Here is a 15122-nt window from a genome sequence, read left to right on the forward strand (position 1 = left end):
AGGGGGCGGCCCGGTGGACCGCCCCCCAAATCGTTCATGCCGGTTCGATCAGAACGCTGCGCTGACCGAGAACACGATCGTGGCGTCGGCGATCTGGCCGCCATCCAGCGTCAGGAAGTTCGGGGCCAGATAGGCACCGTCCGCCGCGCTGATGTCGGTATCGATGTAGGAGACGCCCAGCGTCAGCCCCGCAACCGCGACGTCGGCGCCCAGCGACCAGTCGAAATAGGTGCCGGTCGGCGCGATCGACGTGCCGTTCGGGCCAAGGCCGGGGTTACCGTCCGAATAGCCGATATGCGCCTTGAGCGTCACCGGCGCATCGGTGACGGCATAGGTCATGTCGCCCGAGAAATAGGCGTTGTCGGACTTGTCGCCCGGATCGGTGAACACGCCGGACGCAGCCGCCGCACCGTTGATGTACCAAGTACCCAGCGCTTCCTGCGGCGGAGCATAGGCGACGCCGGCGGTCAGGCCGACCGGGCCGACGGTGCCCGACAGCTTGGCATAGAATTCGGCGAAATCGGTTTTGTCGGCACCGCCCGGATACATGTACCACACCACGCCCGTGTCGAGCGTGCCGCCGTCGCCCACCGGCACCTTGAACCCGCCGATCAGGTCGAGTTCGGTGTTCGAGCCGCCGAAGGTGCCCCAGCCGGCCAGGTTCGAACCCCATGCGCCGAAATAGAAGCCGCTTTCATGGCCGACGGTGATGCCGCCCTGCACCGCCAGTTCCTTGTCGGTCTGCGACACGCCGCGGAAACGGTAATCGGAAACCAGGGCGACGCTGCCCGAAACGGTGAATTCCGACGGAACTTCGGTTTCATCCTGGGCGAATGCCGGCGTGGCTGCGGTGAGCGCTAGGGCGCCCAGCAAAAGGTGAGAGAGGCGCATGGTATCCCTTTCGTCTTGATCATACGTAAGGCTCCGCCTGCGCTGCGCTTCGTCGCATCTGTTCCGCACCATGCGGCCGTGCGATCCTGCGTCACGGCAACAAGATTGCCGATGCCGGGCCGTTTGCGCAACAGAATTAAGACAGCAAGGGTACCATTCACAGGGTCAGTGTTGCATCGCAGCAACAAATGTGGCGCGTAAACCCGCGCCGACCTGGCTAAAGGCTGGAAAAGGAGGTCCGGATCGGACCTATCGTGTCCGGTCCGCTCCGAATCGGGCGGTCGGGATCAGCGGAGTTCGAGAATCGCGTCGACCTCGACCACCGCACCCAGCGGCAGGGTGGGCACACCGAATGCGGACCGGGCATGACGTCCCGCATCCCCGAAGACCGACACCATCAGTTCGGACGCGCCATTGGCCACTTTCGGCTGATCGGTGAAGCTGCCCGCGGAATTGACGAACACGCCCAGTTTGACGACCCGAGCCACGCGTCCGAGATCGCCCGACAATGCGGCTCGCGCCTGGGCCAGGATCATCATCCCGCAGCGACGGGCCGCTGCCTGGCCAAAGGCAAGATCGCGGTCCTCGCCCATCCGCCCGGTCATCAGCGCGCCATCCTCCGCAAAGGGCAGCTGGCCCGACAGATGCAGCAGGCCGCCCGCGATGACGGCCGGCACATAGGCCGCGACCGGCGCGGCCGGGGCGGGAAGGGTGAGGCCGAGTTCGGCCAGGCGGGCATCGATCGTCTGGGTCATGCCGCATCGTTGCCCGCAGCGACCGGCGGGCGTCAAGCGGCGATGGCGTGACCCATCGCAAAGCGTTCGCGGATCCAGGGCAGCGCCAGTCTCCAGTCGTCGATCCGGGCATGGGCATGGGGCGCGGCGCGGGCGTGCCCCGCCGCATCGGGACAGCCGACCAGGTGCAGCCGGTGCACCTGCGGCGCATGTTCGGCCACCGATTGATGATGCGTTGGCAGATCGTCGACGAATACCGTGACCGGATGGCCATGTTCGGCGATCAGCCGGCTGACCGGCACGCCCTTGCCCCCCTGATTGGTGACGACCCGGTGCGCGAGACCGTACCGGCCGAGCTGTTCGATGCGGCGGTCGCGGTGATCGTCGGTCAGGTTGGTCAGGATGACGATATCCGCCTCTTGCGACAGCGCCTGGATTGCTTCGATCGCGCCGGGGATCGCCGTCTGCCGGTGCATCTGGGTCGAGAAGAAGCCGCCCAGATAGGTCCATGCATCGGCCTGCGGGATGATCGACCCGTCGTCGCGGCGACGCATCGCCCGGCCGAACTCGCCATCGTGCAGCACGAAATCGATGGCGTGCTCGCTGTCCAGCCAGTCGGTGAAATGGCGGGACATGTGCAGCAGCACTTCGTCGCAATCGCAGATCAACAGGGGTTTCATGACGCCTTCAGTCGTTTGCCCGCGCGGATCAGCGCGTCGGGCGTCGTGTCGGTGGCCCCGGCACAGGCGATCAGATCCGCTTCATGCGCGGCCAGATGGTCGATCACCGCCGCCAGCAGGGCGGGATGCCCCGCGCGCGCCCGCAGGGTGGCGGCATCCAAGCCGGTCAGATCGACGAACCGCGCCGTACGGCCGGGATCGCCGAGAATCCAGGCCAGCGCGTGAAGCGCGACGACCGCGGGTTCGTCGGCCAGATTTGTTTCGCTGCGCGCCATCGCCTATGCCGTCATCATGACCGAACCGGATGGCCCCCCCGTGGCAAAGAACGTGGTGATTGTCGAGGATAACGAGTTGAACCTGAAGCTGTTCACCGATGTCCTGCGGGCCAACGGCTTTGCCGTCGATCCGGTCAGTGACGGGCGGGTGGCGATCGACCGGGTGCGCTCGGTCAATCCAGACCTGATCGTGACCGACATGCGGCTGGGTCCAGTGAACGGGCTGGACCTGATCGGCGAGGTCAAGCGCGACCTGGCATTGCGGCATATCCCCGTGCTGGCGCTGACCGCCTATGCCGGGCCGGACGAGGAAGCGCGGGCGCGCGACGCAGGCGCCAGCGGCTATCTGTCCAAGCCGGTGTCGATGCGCCAGTTCGTCGATGCGGTGCGCACGCTGGCCGGGTAAATCCGCCATCGCGGGTGACCGGCACGATGCGGCGGTCTATCCCGGCAGGAGCGGCATGATCGGCGGACAAGCAAAAACCCGCCCCCGGCTGGCGGGAACGGGCGAATGCCGTCCAGAGCGGGCCACAGCGCGGCCGCGCGGGGATTACTTGATCTTCGCTTCCTTGAACTCGACATGCTTGCGCACGACGGGATCGTACTTGCGGAAGCTCATCTTTTCCGTCTGGTTGCGCGGGTTCTTCTTGGTGACATAGAAGAAGCCGGTGTCGGCGGTGCTGACGAGCTTGATCTTGACGGTGGTCGGCTTGGCCATGACCAAAATCCCTGTGAATCGAAAAAAGGAACAGCGGCGCACAAGGTGCGGCCGCTGGCAGGGGAGTGCGCTTGGCGGATTCGCGCGGGCATGTCAAGCTGGCCCGCCGGGTTTACGGCCGGTTAACCACGGCCGGGTGATGGTGCCCCGTGCCGAAAGCCGGCAGGGAGGACGGGATGCCACAAGCGCATGATGCCGGCGGTGCCGGTTCCGGAGCCGAAGGGGTCGCCCGCGTGATCGGGCGGATCGATGCCATCGCAATCACGCTGGGCGCGGCCAGGGCCGACGAACTGGCGCGGGCGGTGGAGGCCGTGCGTGCCGAGGCGCAGGCGCTTGGCCTGTGCGGCGCGGTGCCGGTGATCCACGCGATCGAAGCCGCCCTGGCGCGCGGCGAGCGGGCCGCCGGGCTGGCCGGATGGCTGGCGCTGCTGCGCGATGCCGTGGACTGTGGCCGGATGGACCCGGATGCCGAGCGCGTCTTTGCCGCGGCCTGTTCGGTGCGCGCGATTCGCGCCGCCCATTGATCCTGCGACCGGGCGACCAGGCATGAGCGGTCTGATCCCGGCCTTTGTCGCTGTCTTGCTGCTGACGCTGACCGACCGCCCGCCGATGCTGGCGGCGATGCTGGCCGACCGGTTCAACGGGGTTCTGGCGCTTTTGACCGGACTGGCGCTGGCACAGGCGACGATTGCTGGGCTGGCCGCGATTTTTGCCGCTTCGGTGCATCCGATGATGAACGATGATGCGCAGCGGCTGTTGATCGGCATTGCGCTGATCCTGGCCGGATTGGCGGGGGTGATGCCGCTGCGTCAGCCGGGGGGACTGGATGAATGGCGGACGGGCCCCTTCGTCACCGGACTGCTGGGCGGATTCAGCCTGAGCTGGGGCGACCGCGCCTATTTCATGCTGTTCGCCATCGCCGCATCGGCGCCGAGCCCCTGGCCGGCGGCGCTGGGCGGATGGCTGGGCGCGATGAGCGGGCTGTTCGTCGCCATGGCGATCGGCGCAAAGGCATGGGCGCGGGCACCGGTGCGACCCGCCCGGCTGGCGCTGGCCTCGCTGCTGGTGCTCGCGGGGGCGGGGATGGCGATCAGCGCGCTGATGTAAATGCCCATAAGGCGGCAAAAGAATCTGCCCTTGCCATGGACCCTTTCCGACCCGATTTCGTTTGGGAGGCGAACCGATTTTTTCGCTTACGAAACCATCGAAGGAGAATTCCATGGCTGACGTCAGCCCGGCGCTCGATACGCCCACCGATCTGAAGGACAATGCGACCAAGACGGTTGCCGATGCGCTGAACGGCCTGTTGGCCGACAGCTATGCCCTGTACCTGAAGACCAAGAATTTCCACTGGCATGTCAGCGGCCCGCATTTCCGGGACTATCACCTGATGCTGGACGATCAGGCGGCGCAGATCCTGGCGACGACCGACGACATTGCCGAGCGGGTGCGCAAGACCGGCAACACGACGCTGCGGTCGATCGGCGACATTGCCCGGCGCCAGACCATCAAGGACAATGACAAGGACTTCGTGAAGCCGGAGGACATGCTGGCCGAACTGCGCGAGGACAATCTGGCGCTGGTCCGCTTGCTGCGCGAGGCGAAGGAACTGGTCGAAGAAGCCAAGGACAATGCCACCGACGGCCTGATCGACGACTGGACCGACCAGGCCGAGGAACGCGCCTGGTTCCTGTTCGAGGCCAGCCGCAAGGGCTGATCGCCAGCAGGCCAAAGCAAAACCCCGTCCGGCACCGCGCCGGGCGGGGTTTTTGTTGGCGTGCGCGGTATCGTGGCGGAACTGACCGGCGGTTCATCCGCTGTCCCTGAAGGATGGACAATTTCAGGAGGCGGTTATGTTGCGTTGGGCTTTGATTTTTCTGGTGGTCGGGCTGGTGATGGCGCTGCTCGGATTTGGCGGCATCGGCGGTGCGTTTGTCGAGATCGCCAAGATCCTGTTCTTCGTTGCGCTGGCGGTGTTTGCCGTGCTGCTGGTGCTGGGCTTCGTCGGCGGCAAGAAGATCGCCGGACGATAGGTCTAGGGACCGACCGTCAGCAGCCACCAGTCGGGCGGGGCGCCGTATCGCAGCGGCAGGATGCTGGTGCCCCAGCCGCTGGTGGCGATGATCATCCGCCCGCCTTCGCGGATCACGCCGCAGCGATAGCGCTGGCCATAGCGGGACGGGACGATCGGTGCACCGATGATTGGCAGCACGACCTGGCCGCAATGGGTGTGGCCGACCAGCACCGGGCCGAGTCGCGCGGGCAGCATCGGCACGATGTCCGGGCTGTGCGTCACGGCCAGCGGTGCGCCACCGGCCCGGTCGAATGCTGCCAGCGATGCAGGGATGTTTGCATGGCGGGTATGGATATCGTCCACCCCGACCAGCGTCAGCGGGCCGAATGCGGCAGCTTCGTTCGACAGCACGCGGACACCCCGCGCCCGAAGCGCGGCGGCCAGCGACGCGCCATTCCGCCAATGATCGTGATTGCCCAGCACCACCACCACGCCCAGCGGCGCGCGGAACGCGGCGATGGCGTCGGCAATGGCAGCATCATCGTACCAGCGGGTCGACAGTATCCGGTCGCCGACCAGATCGCCCGCAACCAGGATCAGGTCCGGCTGCGCGGCATTGACCTGTCCTGCCAGCCGCCGAACGCGGGCGGGCGGCATGTCCGGCCCCTGGACATGGATGTCCGAGACGAGCGCGACTCGGAGCGGCGCGGCACCGGTCGGCCAGTCGGGCAGCGACAGGCGAGCGGTGCGCATGACGGGATCGGCAAGGCTGTTCCAATAGCCCAGGCCCGCCAGGGTCGTGCCGATCAGCGTCAGGACAAGGGCGATGCGGTACAGGCGGCGGCGCATGGCCAGCCTCTAGCGCGGGCGGATCCCAACCGCCATCTAACCGGCATGCATCGTGGACATTCACGCCCAATGACCAAACCCTTTTATCTGGCCGGGTTGTAAATCGCCGATGCGCGCCTTTGCCGAGCTGATCGACCGGCAGGTCTATACCCGGTCCCGCAACCAGAAATTGCGGCTGATCGCGGACTATCTGCGCGCGACGCCCGACCCTGATCGCGGCTGGGCGCTGGCGGCGCTGACCGGCGAGGTGGATATCAAGGGGGTGAAGCCCGCCATCGTCCGCGCGCTGGTGGAGGAACGGGTCGATCCGGTGCTGTTCCGGATGAGCCGCGATTATGTCGGCGATACCGCCGAGACGGTCGCGCTGATGTGGCCGGCGCGGGGCGGCGATGCCGATGCGCTGGGCGTGGCGGCGGTGATCGAGCGGCTCAACTGCCTGAGCAGGGCAGAGGCGCCTGCTGAACTGGCCCGGATGCTGGACGCGCTGGATGCGGACGGACGTTATGCGCTGCTCAAGCTGGCGACCGGCGGATTGCGGATCGGGGTGTCGGCGCGGCTGGCCAAGACGGCGTTCGCGCAGGCGTTCGCCCTGGACGTCGATGAGGTCGAGGAACTGTGGCACGGCATCGCGCCGCCCTATGCCCCGCTGTTCGACTGGGCCGAGGGGCGGGCGCCCGCGCCGCGTGTCGAGGACGTGCCGGTGTTCCGCCCGTTCATGCTGGCCCATCCGCTGGAGGACGGGACGGTCGACCTCTCCGACTATGCCGCCGAGTGGAAATGGGACGGCATCCGGGTGCAGATCGTCCATGCGGGCGGCGAAACGCGGCTCTACAGCCGGGGCGGGGACGACATCACCGGCAGCTTTCCCGAGATTGCGGCCGATTTCCGCGTGCCGGGGGTGGTCGATGGCGAACTGATGGTGCGCGGGACCGTGCAGGGCGGGGAGGAGGGCGGTGCAGCCAGCTTCAATGCGCTGCAGCAGCGGCTGGGGCGCAAGACGGTGTCGGGCAAGATGCTGGCCGACTATCCGGCGTTCGTCCGCCTCTATGACATATTGTTCGACGGCAAGACGGACCTGCGCGAGCTGGGCTGGGCGGAGCGGCGTGCGCGGCTGGAGGCGTTCGTGCCCCGCCTGCCCGCCGAGCGCTTCGACCTGTCGACCGTGATCGAGGCGGCGGATTTCGATGCGCTGGCCGCCATCCGCGACGGCGCGCGCGATGCGGCGATCGAGGGGGTGATGCTGAAACGGCGCGACGCGCCCTATGTCGGAGGGCGGCGCGTCGGGCTGTGGTATAAATGGAAGCGCGATCCGCTGACCGCCGATTGCGTGATGATGTATGCCCAGCGCGGCAACGGGAAACGATCGAGCTTCTACAGCGACTATACCTTTGGCTGCTGGACCGAGGACGGCGATTTGCTCCCCGTCGGCAAAGCCTATTCGGGGTTCACCGACGAGGAGCTGAAATGGCTCGATCGGTTCGTTCGGGCGAACACGGTGAACCGATTTGGTCCGGTGCGCGAGGTGGAAAAGACGCTGGTGCTGGAAGTGGCGTTCGATTCGATCCACGAGAGCAAGCGGCACAAATCGGGCCTCGCGATGCGATTTCCCCGGATCGTGCGGATCCGGCGGGACAAGCCCGCGGCGGAGGCGGACCGAATCGCGACGTTGCTGCGGATGGTGGGGTGAGTTGGGGTTTGTTTGGGTGCCGAAATAGGGTCTGTGTTACGCATTACAGTGACAGCTTCCGGGCACTCGATTCAGTATCTATTTGGCGAAATGTGGGTGGAAAGCGGACCTTGTGCCTTGATCGATCTCGCAGCAAAATGTTTGAATGACAGACGATCAGGTTCGCGTGAGAGCAAGCATTCGGTTTCTCTCGACGGAAGAGGGCGGTCGAAGTTCACCGCTGCTGGGCGGCGGCAGCTACAGACCCAACCACAACTTCTTTGGCCCTACGACCGTGACATGTGCATGGGCTTCATCGAATTACCGGAGGGCCAACAAGTCGCGCCCGGTGATACCGTCCAAACCGAAATGACCTTCTGGATTTATCCAGCAGTTAAGCCCGAAATTTGGAGCGGTCGGCAATGGCGCATAGAAGAGGGCGGCAAGCTGGTGGCGGTGGGCACGATCCTTGAAGTGCTCGATCCCGTTGGCTGAATGTCCGCAATTGGGGCGTTTGCTGAATGGCAGCTTCTAAGGCTAGAAGGGCCGAAAGCTGACATCGGGCGTGGACGCTACTTTTTTCGGTAAAGGGCACCCTCACCCTTCCGGGGCTGCGCCCCTCCTTCCCTCTCCCACTTGCGGGAGAGGGAAGGGGCCCGCCGCGCAGCGGTGGGAAGGGTGAGGGTGTTGGGTGGGTCGTAGCCTGCGCCGCTTCACCCTCTCCAAGCTGCGCTAGCCCGCCTTGCGGGCAAGCTTCGCTATCCTCCCCCGTCAAGGGGGAGGAGGGGGTTAACCCGTTGGCTAGGGTTTTGGGGCAGTAGTCGGCCGGATATTCTCCCTTGCGGCAGGCTGGCATGGATGGGTTGAAGGTTTCCGGTGACACGTTCGCGTTCGAGGTGTCTGCCGTGCTGGGCGATGACGGCAGGCTGACCAAAGCGTGCGTTGCCCAAGCGCTGGCCAACATGGAGACGCATGGTCTGGTGATCCTGACCGGGCTGTTGTCGGACCAGGAAGCGGATGTCGCCGCCGAACTGATCCGCCAGACGATCGACGATCCGGCGCGCAATCGCTGTGCGTTCGCCAGCCAGACGGACAACCGGTATCGGCGGCGCGATTTCTGTTCGCTGCCCGCTACGCCGGCGGTCATGGGCTTTGCCGCGACGCTGGCCCGGCGGCTGGAGGGCGTGCTGTCGCACTATTGCACGCCGGACCATCCGCTGCTCGAGGTGACGACGCTGACCAGCTATGCCGGGTCGTCGCACCAATATGTCCACCGCGATCCCAGCGGCGTCATCAGCCTGTTCGCGGCGGTGGAGGATGTGTCGGCGGCGCAGGGCGGGACGGTGTTCGTGCCGGGGACGCAGGTGTTTGCGGGTAGCGTAAAAAAGCACGATGCGGTGGCCGAAGCGCGGATGGAACTGCTCCGCGCGCGCTGGAATGTCCACATCCTTTTCCATAACCTGAAAAAGCTGTGGGCGATGCGCGGCAGCCGCGGGACTCCGCTGGCACCGGGCGAGTTCCGCGACCGGGTATTCTCGACGCACTGGGACGAGCATCAGCCGAACCTGTTGCGGTTCCTGACCGGCAAGAACCCGCTGTTCAGCGTGCGAACGCTGACGCCGGGCACGGTGTGGCGGCTGATCCGGGATGGCCGGGCGCTGGATGCTGACTATCGGGTCGTGGCCACCGCGCCGCGCAAGGGGACGGTGATCCTGTATCAGAGCGACATGCTCCATGCCGGGCCGGACAATCGCTCGCCCACGCCCCGGCGGCTGTTCAGCATGAGCATCGCGCGCGAGGCGATGGATGCGAAGCGCTGGCACGCAGGCTATTCGCCGCATCCCGACTTGATGGCGCGGCCGGTCTCGTTCGGGGATTTGGTGGATGACCAAACCGTGGCCGCTGAGGATGCGATGGCGAATTGATTTTGGCGCGAAGGCTCTTCCTTAGCAGAAGAGCCCTCACCCTTCCGCGCCTGACGGCGCTCCCTCCCTCTCCCGCTTGCGGGAGAGGGAAGGGGCACGCCCCGAAGCGGTGGGAAGGGTGAGGGTTTTTGGGCTTCTTCACCCTTTCCAAGCTTCGCTATCCTCCCCCGTCAAGTGGGAGGAGGTTTAGGATCAGCCGCCGTAGAGTGCGTCGAGGCGGTCGGCGTAAACCTGTTTCAGGACGTGGCGGCGGATTTTCAGGCTGGGCGTCAGCTGCTGGTTTTCGATGGCGAAGGGTTCGTCGGCGACGATGAAGCGGCGGACGCGCTCGACGACCGACAGGTCCCTGTTCACTCGCTCCACCGCCGCGCCCATCGCCTTCATGAACTCGTGATGCTGGGCCAGTGCCTTGAAATTGCAGGCGGTGGCGCTGCGCGCGCACCATTGCTGGACCCATTCGGGATCGGGCACCAGCACCGCGACCATATAGGGCTTTCGGTCGCCATAGATCATCGCCTGCAGGATTTCGGGTTGCAGGGTCAGCATCCCTTCCACCCGTTGCGGGGCGACATTGTCGCCTTTGTCGTTGACGATGATGTCCTTTTTCCGGTCGGTGATCCTGATCCGGCCCTTGGCATCGATCTCGCCGATATCGCCGGTGTGGAGCCAGCCGTCCTTGAGGACGCGGGCCGTTTCCTCGTCGTTGCGCCAATAGCCGTGCATGACCAGTTCGCCGCGCACCAGGATCTCGCCATCCTCGGCGATGCGCACCTCGGTATTCTTGAGCGGCGGGCCGACCGTGTCGTGCTTCAGGCCAACCGACGGGCGGTTGCAGGAGATGACCGGCGCGGCCTCGGTCTGGCCATAGCCTTGCAGGAAGGTAAGGCCGAGCGCGTCGAAGAAGATGCCGATTTCCGGGTTGAGCGGAGCGCCGCCCGACACCATCGCCTTCATCCGTCCGCCGAAACGCTGGGCGATCTTGGGCTTGAGCGTGCGCGACAGGATCAGGTTCATCGGCTGGTCGAGGATTGGCACCCGGCCCGTATCCGCCCGCTTGCCGCCGATGGAAACGGCGCGGTCGAGGAGGTAGGTGGAAAGCTTGCCCTGCTTCTCGATCGCCTTGCTGATCCGCGTGCGCAGCACTTCGAACAGGCGGGGGACGACGACCATGATCGTGGGGCGCGTTTCCTCGATATTGCTGGCGAGCTTGTCCAACCCTTCCGAATAATAGATTTGCGCGCCGAGGCCGATGGGGAAATGCTGTCCGCCCGAATGCTCATAGGCGTGGGAGAGCGGAAGGAAGGACAGGAACACCTCCTCCTCCCATCCGAAATCCTCGCTGATGACGGCGACGCAGCCCTCGACATTGTGCAGGATCGCGCCGTGATGCTGGCACACGCCGCGCGGCGCGCCGCCGGTGCCGCTGGTGTAGATGATGCAGGCCAGATCGTCGCGCTTCAGATGTGAGGAGGCGGCGGCTGCGCTTTCGGGCGTCGTCGGGTGGGCGTCGATCAGCGCCTGCCACTGATGCTGTTCGAACGGGCCCGCCTGGCCGCCGCGCAGCTCCTCCATCGCGATCAGATGGTGACAGCAATCGGAGCGGAGCAGCGCCGGGATCAGCGTCTTGGCGAGCTTGGTGGTAGAGACGATGGCGGCGGCAGCACCGCTATTGTCGATGATATGCTGATGGTCGCGCTCGGTATTGGTGACATAGGTGGGGACGGTGATGCAGCCGGCCGCCATGATCGCCAGGTCGCTGATGCACCATTCGGGGCGGTTTTCGCTGACCAGCATCACCCGGTCGCCCGGTTTCAGGCCCAGGGATTTGAGCCCGGCGGCAAGCGAGGCGACCCTGTGCGCGGCCTCGGCCCAGCTCGTCGGATGCCATTTGCCGCCCGACTTGGCCCAGAGGAACGGTTTGTCCCCCTGTTCGCGGGCACGGGTGAAGAACAGGGTGACCAGATTGGGGAAATGCTCAAGCTGGCGCGCTGCTGCCACGGACGATCCTCTCTCAATAACCGGGCGGTTGTAGGCAGGCATTGGGCGGGCGGCAACGGGCGATGCTGGTTGCGCTGCAGCATCGGGCGGCTAAGGTGGGACACATGACGCCGATCCGCACGGTCCTTGCCCGGACGTTCGCCGCCCTTGCCATTGCCGGCTGGGCAAGTTCCTGCGCTCCCGTCGCCGAACGGCCCGCCGCCACCGCCGACAAGCCAGCGGCAACGCAGGACGCCTTCGTCATCGCCGCCAATCCGATCGCAGCGGAGGCGGGCATGGCGGTGCTGAAGCGCGGGGGCAGCGCGGTCGATGCCGCCATCGCGGTGCAGGCGATGCTGAGCTTGGTCGAGCCGCAAAGCTCCGGCGTGGGCGGCGGGGCGTTCATGACCTATTTCAACGCGGGTACCGGCGGGGTCGAGATTTTCGACGGGCGCGAAGTCGCGCCCGCGGGCGCCGATCCGGCGATGTTCATGGGGACCGACGGCAAGCCGCTGGGATACCGGGATGCGGTGGTCAGCGGGCGGGCGACGGGCGTGCCGGGCGCGGTGGCGATGCTGGCGATGGCGCATGGCGAGCATGGGCGGCTGCCCTGGGGCACGCTGTTCGGCGATGCCGAGCGGGTGGCGACCGATGGGTTCACGGTGACGCCGCGGCTTGGCCGGTTCCTGGGCGCGAGCTTTCCGCAGCTTCAGGGGCCGGATGCGCAGGCTTATTTCGGGGAAAGCGATGGGACGCTGGTCGATGTCGGCGACAGGCTGAAGAACCCGGCCTATGCAGCGTTTCTGAAGCGCCTGGCGGCGGAGGGACCGAGCGCGCTTTATGCCGGGCCGACGGCGGAGCGGATCGTGGCGCGCACCACTGCCGCGCCGCTGGCGGGCACGATGACGCTGGCCGACCTGGCCGCATACCGCCCGGTCAAGCGCGGGGCGCTGTGCCGCCCCTACCGCGTCTGGAAAATCTGCGTCCCGCCGCCGCCGTCGAGCGGGGTGGGACTGCTTCAGCTGTTCGCCATGCTGGAGCGGACGGATATCGCCGCGCGCGGGCCCGCCGATGCGCAGGCCTGGTTCCTGTTCGCCGAGGCGAGCCGCCTGATGTATGCCGACCGCGACCGCTATGTCGGCGATGTCCCCGACGTGCCCGTCGCCGGGCTGCTCGATCCGGCCTATGTCGCGTCGCGCGCCGCTTTGATCGAGGAACGGGCCGGGCCAGCCCCGGAGGCGGGGACGCCGCCGGGCGCGCCGAAACTGGCGATGGACAGGACGCTGGAACCGGCGGGCACGTCGCATTTCATCGTCGGCGATGCCGCTGGCAATGTCGTGTCGATGACCACGACGGTCGAGAGCATTTTCGGCACCGGGCGGATGGTCGACGGATTTTTCCTGAACAACCAGCTTACGGATTTCAGCTTTTCGCCGGTCGATGGCGACGGTCGGCGGGTCGCCAATGCGGTGGCGCCGGGCAAGCGGCCCCGGTCGTCGATGACGCCGCTGGTGATGATCGATGCCGAGGGCAAGTTTGCGGGCGCGCTGGGATCGGCGGGGGGCAATGCCATCCTGGCCTATGTCGGCAAGTCGTTGATCGGGGCAGCCGATTGGCGGTTGCCGATGCAGGATGCGCTGGCGCTGCCCAACCTGGTCGCGCGCGGCGGCAGCTTCAACGGCGAGGTGACCAAGTTCTCACCCGAATTGCTGGCGGCGTTGCGGGCGAAGGGTGTCGAGGTGAAGCCAGGGCAGGGGGAGGATTCGGGCCTGCACGGCGTGATGATCCGCGATGGTCGTGTGGATGGCGGCTTCGACCCCCGACGCGAAGGCGTAGTGCTGGTGCTGCCAGCAGATCAGGCGCGATAGGTGTCGTCGTGCTGATGGGCGAACGCCTTCAGCATCGAAAAATTGCTCCAGTCCTTTGCCCAGGCCTTTTCATGGAAGAAATAGGCGATGGCGTTGCAGCAAGGTTCGATCAGCGCGATGCCGCCCGCAATGGCGAGCGAGCCGGTAAAGGCATAGGCAACCGAAAAGCCGATCGCGAGGTGGATGACCAGATAGGTCAGCGTTTTCATCAGATCGCGCGACATCACCATTCCCTTTTTCATCCCGGACCAACGGTCCAGCGACCGCTTCGATCCGCAATTAGGGTGCGCGAATTGATCGTTCAAAACGATTGATGTGGCGATAGTAATCGTGCGCGGCGATCAGTCGAGGCCGCGAACGATGCGGGCGGCAAGGCCGGGTCCGTGGAACAGCAGTGCCGAATAGAGCTGGACCAGCGATGCCCCCGCATCCAGCCGCCGCTGCGCCTCGTCCGCCGAATCGATGCCGCCAACGGCGATCAGCGGGAGCGCGCCGCCCGTCGCCTGATGCACTTCGGCCAGTTTCTGCCGCGCCAGATCGCGCAGCGGGGCACCGGAAAGGCCGCCCGCCTGGTCGGCACCGGCCGATGTCAGGCCGTCGGGCCGGCTGACAGTCGTATTGCCGACGATCAGCGCGTCGATGCCGCCGTCGATCGCGGCACGGGCGATGCCGTCGATCTGCGTGCGCGAGCAATCCGGTGCGATCTTCAGGAACAGGGGGCGCCGGATGCCGCCCGGCAGCTGGCGGGCGACATCGCAGCGCGCGATCAGCTCGCCCAGCATCGGTTGTTCCTGAAGGTCGCGCAGCCCCGGGGTGTTCGGCGAACTGATGTTGATCGTCACATAATCGGCCTGGGGCGCGGCGCGGGCGACACCCCAGCCATAATCGGCGATGCGATCGTCCGAATCCTTGTTCGCGCCGACATTGATGCCGACGATCCCCCTGCGTCGGGCAGCCGACAGGCGCAGCAGCGCCGCGTCGAGGCCGTGATTGTTGAAGCCCATGCGATTGATGACGCCGCGATCCTCGACCAGCCGGAACAGGCGGGGCCGGGGATTGCCGGCCTGAAGCCGGGGGGTCAGCGTCCCGACCTCGACATGGCCGAAGCCGAGCGCGAGCAGGCCGTCGACGGCCTCTGCGTCCTTGTCCACCCCTGCGGCCAGGCCGAGCGCGTTTGGAAAGGTCAGCCCGGCGAGCTGCACCGGGCGACCGGCGATCCTGGGGGCCAGCGGCGCACCGAGCCCGCCCCACAGAGCCAGGCCGGCAATGGTCAGCCGGTGGGCCCGTTCGGGGTCGAGGCGGAACAGGGCGCGTTGCACGGCAGGGTAGATCATGGCCTGGCGATGGCATTGCCGATCGGCATCGTCAAACCGGGATGGTCAAATCGTCGCGAAATGGCCGCAGCGGCTGCACCCTGTCGCTTTTGTCCAATACGTATTGTTGCTTAGGCGCTAAGGGGCAATTGCGACCCGAGGCGGCCCTTTCAACAGGGCGGCCTGAACTTGAATGGCCCGGCCCCTTTTTG

At 66.2% G+C, this 15122-nt stretch carries 18 protein-coding genes; 9 read left to right on the forward strand and 9 right to left on the reverse strand.

Annotation, left to right across the window (positions count from 1 at the left end; all coding sequences use genetic code 11):
• Positions 1–48: 48 nt before the first annotated feature.
• From ACPVPU_RS03940 to ACPVPU_RS03955, 4 genes are all read right to left on the reverse strand, one after another.
• Positions 49–891, reverse strand: coding sequence for a TorF family putative porin (locus ACPVPU_RS03940; protein ID WP_448659645.1), 843 nt, complete (start codon positions 889–891; stop codon positions 49–51).
• A gap of 287 nt (positions 892–1178) precedes the next feature.
• Positions 1179–1646, reverse strand: a complete 468-nt coding sequence (locus ACPVPU_RS03945; RefSeq protein WP_448659646.1) for a RidA family protein — start codon at positions 1644–1646, stop codon at positions 1179–1181.
• Between the two features lie 32 nt (positions 1647–1678).
• A complete protein-coding gene (locus tag ACPVPU_RS03950) occupies positions 1679–2305 on the reverse strand; it encodes an HAD family hydrolase (RefSeq protein ID WP_448659647.1) in 627 nt (208 codons plus the stop codon).
• Entirely contained in the window at positions 2302–2580 is a 279-nt protein-coding gene (locus tag ACPVPU_RS03955; protein WP_448659649.1) for a DUF3572 family protein, read from the reverse strand. Before ACPVPU_RS03955 ends, ACPVPU_RS03950 begins: the two co-directional genes overlap by 4 nt.
• A 40-nt stretch (positions 2581–2620) precedes the next feature.
• Between ACPVPU_RS03955 and ACPVPU_RS03960 the strand changes: the two genes are divergently transcribed.
• Positions 2621–2986, forward strand: a complete 366-nt coding sequence (locus ACPVPU_RS03960; protein WP_448660410.1) for a response regulator — start codon at positions 2621–2623, stop codon at positions 2984–2986.
• Between the two features lie 144 nt (positions 2987–3130).
• Here the strand turns inward: ACPVPU_RS03960 and rpmG are convergent, their stop codons facing one another.
• Positions 3131–3298, reverse strand: a complete 168-nt coding sequence (gene rpmG, locus ACPVPU_RS03965) for a 50S ribosomal protein L33 (protein WP_066483558.1) — start codon at positions 3296–3298, stop codon at positions 3131–3133.
• Positions 3299–3474: 176 nt separating this feature from the next.
• Here rpmG and ACPVPU_RS03970 point away from each other — a divergent pair, with 176 nt between their 5' ends.
• The 4 genes from ACPVPU_RS03970 to ACPVPU_RS03985 all read left to right on the forward strand — a co-directional run bounded on the left by ACPVPU_RS03970 (position 3475) and on the right by ACPVPU_RS03985 (position 5331).
• Complete coding sequence (locus ACPVPU_RS03970) at positions 3475–3822, forward strand: hypothetical protein (RefSeq protein WP_448659650.1); 348 nt, start codon at positions 3475–3477, stop codon at positions 3820–3822.
• Between the two features lie 22 nt (positions 3823–3844).
• On the forward strand, positions 3845–4405 hold the full coding sequence (locus ACPVPU_RS03975) for a hypothetical protein (RefSeq protein WP_448659651.1): 561 nt from the start codon (positions 3845–3847) through the stop codon (positions 4403–4405).
• A gap of 112 nt (positions 4406–4517) precedes the next feature.
• Positions 4518–5015 (forward strand): Dps family protein, encoded by a 498-nt coding sequence (locus ACPVPU_RS03980; protein WP_448659652.1) that lies wholly within the window; start codon positions 4518–4520, stop codon positions 5013–5015.
• A gap of 136 nt (positions 5016–5151) precedes the next feature.
• Positions 5152–5331: a DUF1328 domain-containing protein gene (locus ACPVPU_RS03985; protein ID WP_448659654.1), complete on the forward strand. Its 180-nt coding sequence runs from the start codon at positions 5152–5154 to the stop codon at positions 5329–5331.
• 2 nt (positions 5332–5333) lie between these two features.
• Here ACPVPU_RS03985 and ACPVPU_RS03990 read toward each other — a convergent pair whose 3' ends face one another.
• The gene (locus tag ACPVPU_RS03990) at positions 5334–6161 is read right to left on the reverse strand and encodes a metallophosphoesterase (protein WP_448659655.1); all 828 of its coding nucleotides are present in this window, start codon (positions 6159–6161) and stop codon (positions 5334–5336) included.
• Between the two features lie 109 nt (positions 6162–6270).
• Here ACPVPU_RS03990 and ACPVPU_RS03995 point away from each other — a divergent pair, with 109 nt between their 5' ends.
• The 3 genes from ACPVPU_RS03995 to ACPVPU_RS04005 all read left to right on the forward strand — a co-directional run bounded on the left by ACPVPU_RS03995 (position 6271) and on the right by ACPVPU_RS04005 (position 9752).
• Positions 6271–7848 (forward strand): cisplatin damage response ATP-dependent DNA ligase, encoded by a 1578-nt coding sequence (locus tag ACPVPU_RS03995; RefSeq protein WP_448659656.1) that lies wholly within the window; start codon positions 6271–6273, stop codon positions 7846–7848.
• Positions 7849–7938: 90 nt separating this feature from the next.
• On the forward strand, positions 7939–8322 hold the full coding sequence (locus tag ACPVPU_RS04000) for a hypothetical protein (protein ID WP_448659658.1): 384 nt from the start codon (positions 7939–7941) through the stop codon (positions 8320–8322).
• A gap of 359 nt (positions 8323–8681) precedes the next feature.
• Positions 8682–9752, forward strand: coding sequence for a hypothetical protein (locus ACPVPU_RS04005; RefSeq protein ID WP_448659660.1), 1071 nt, complete (start codon positions 8682–8684; stop codon positions 9750–9752).
• A gap of 192 nt (positions 9753–9944) precedes the next feature.
• On the opposite strand, the gene ACPVPU_RS04010 is transcribed toward ACPVPU_RS04005, so the two are convergent.
• Entirely contained in the window at positions 9945–11750 is a 1806-nt protein-coding gene (locus ACPVPU_RS04010) for an AMP-dependent synthetase/ligase (RefSeq protein WP_448659662.1), read from the reverse strand.
• Positions 11751–11854: 104 nt separating this feature from the next.
• On the opposite strand from ACPVPU_RS04010, the gene ACPVPU_RS04015 reads away from it, so the two are divergent.
• Positions 11855–13597 (forward strand): gamma-glutamyltransferase family protein, encoded by a 1743-nt coding sequence (locus tag ACPVPU_RS04015; protein ID WP_448659663.1) that lies wholly within the window; start codon positions 11855–11857, stop codon positions 13595–13597.
• Here the strand turns inward: ACPVPU_RS04015 and ACPVPU_RS04020 are convergent.
• Together ACPVPU_RS04020 and ACPVPU_RS04025 are read right to left on the reverse strand one after the other, a co-directional pair.
• Positions 13585–13821: a DUF2061 domain-containing protein gene (locus ACPVPU_RS04020; protein ID WP_448659664.1), complete on the reverse strand. Its 237-nt coding sequence runs from the start codon at positions 13819–13821 to the stop codon at positions 13585–13587. The genes ACPVPU_RS04015 and ACPVPU_RS04020 overlap by 13 nt on opposite strands.
• Before the next feature lie 117 nt (positions 13822–13938).
• Entirely contained in the window at positions 13939–14931 is a 993-nt protein-coding gene (locus ACPVPU_RS04025) for a quinone-dependent dihydroorotate dehydrogenase (RefSeq protein WP_448659665.1), read from the reverse strand.
• Between the last annotated feature and the right edge of the window lie 191 nt (positions 14932–15122).

Source organism: Sphingomonas paludis, from assembly GCF_053502515.1.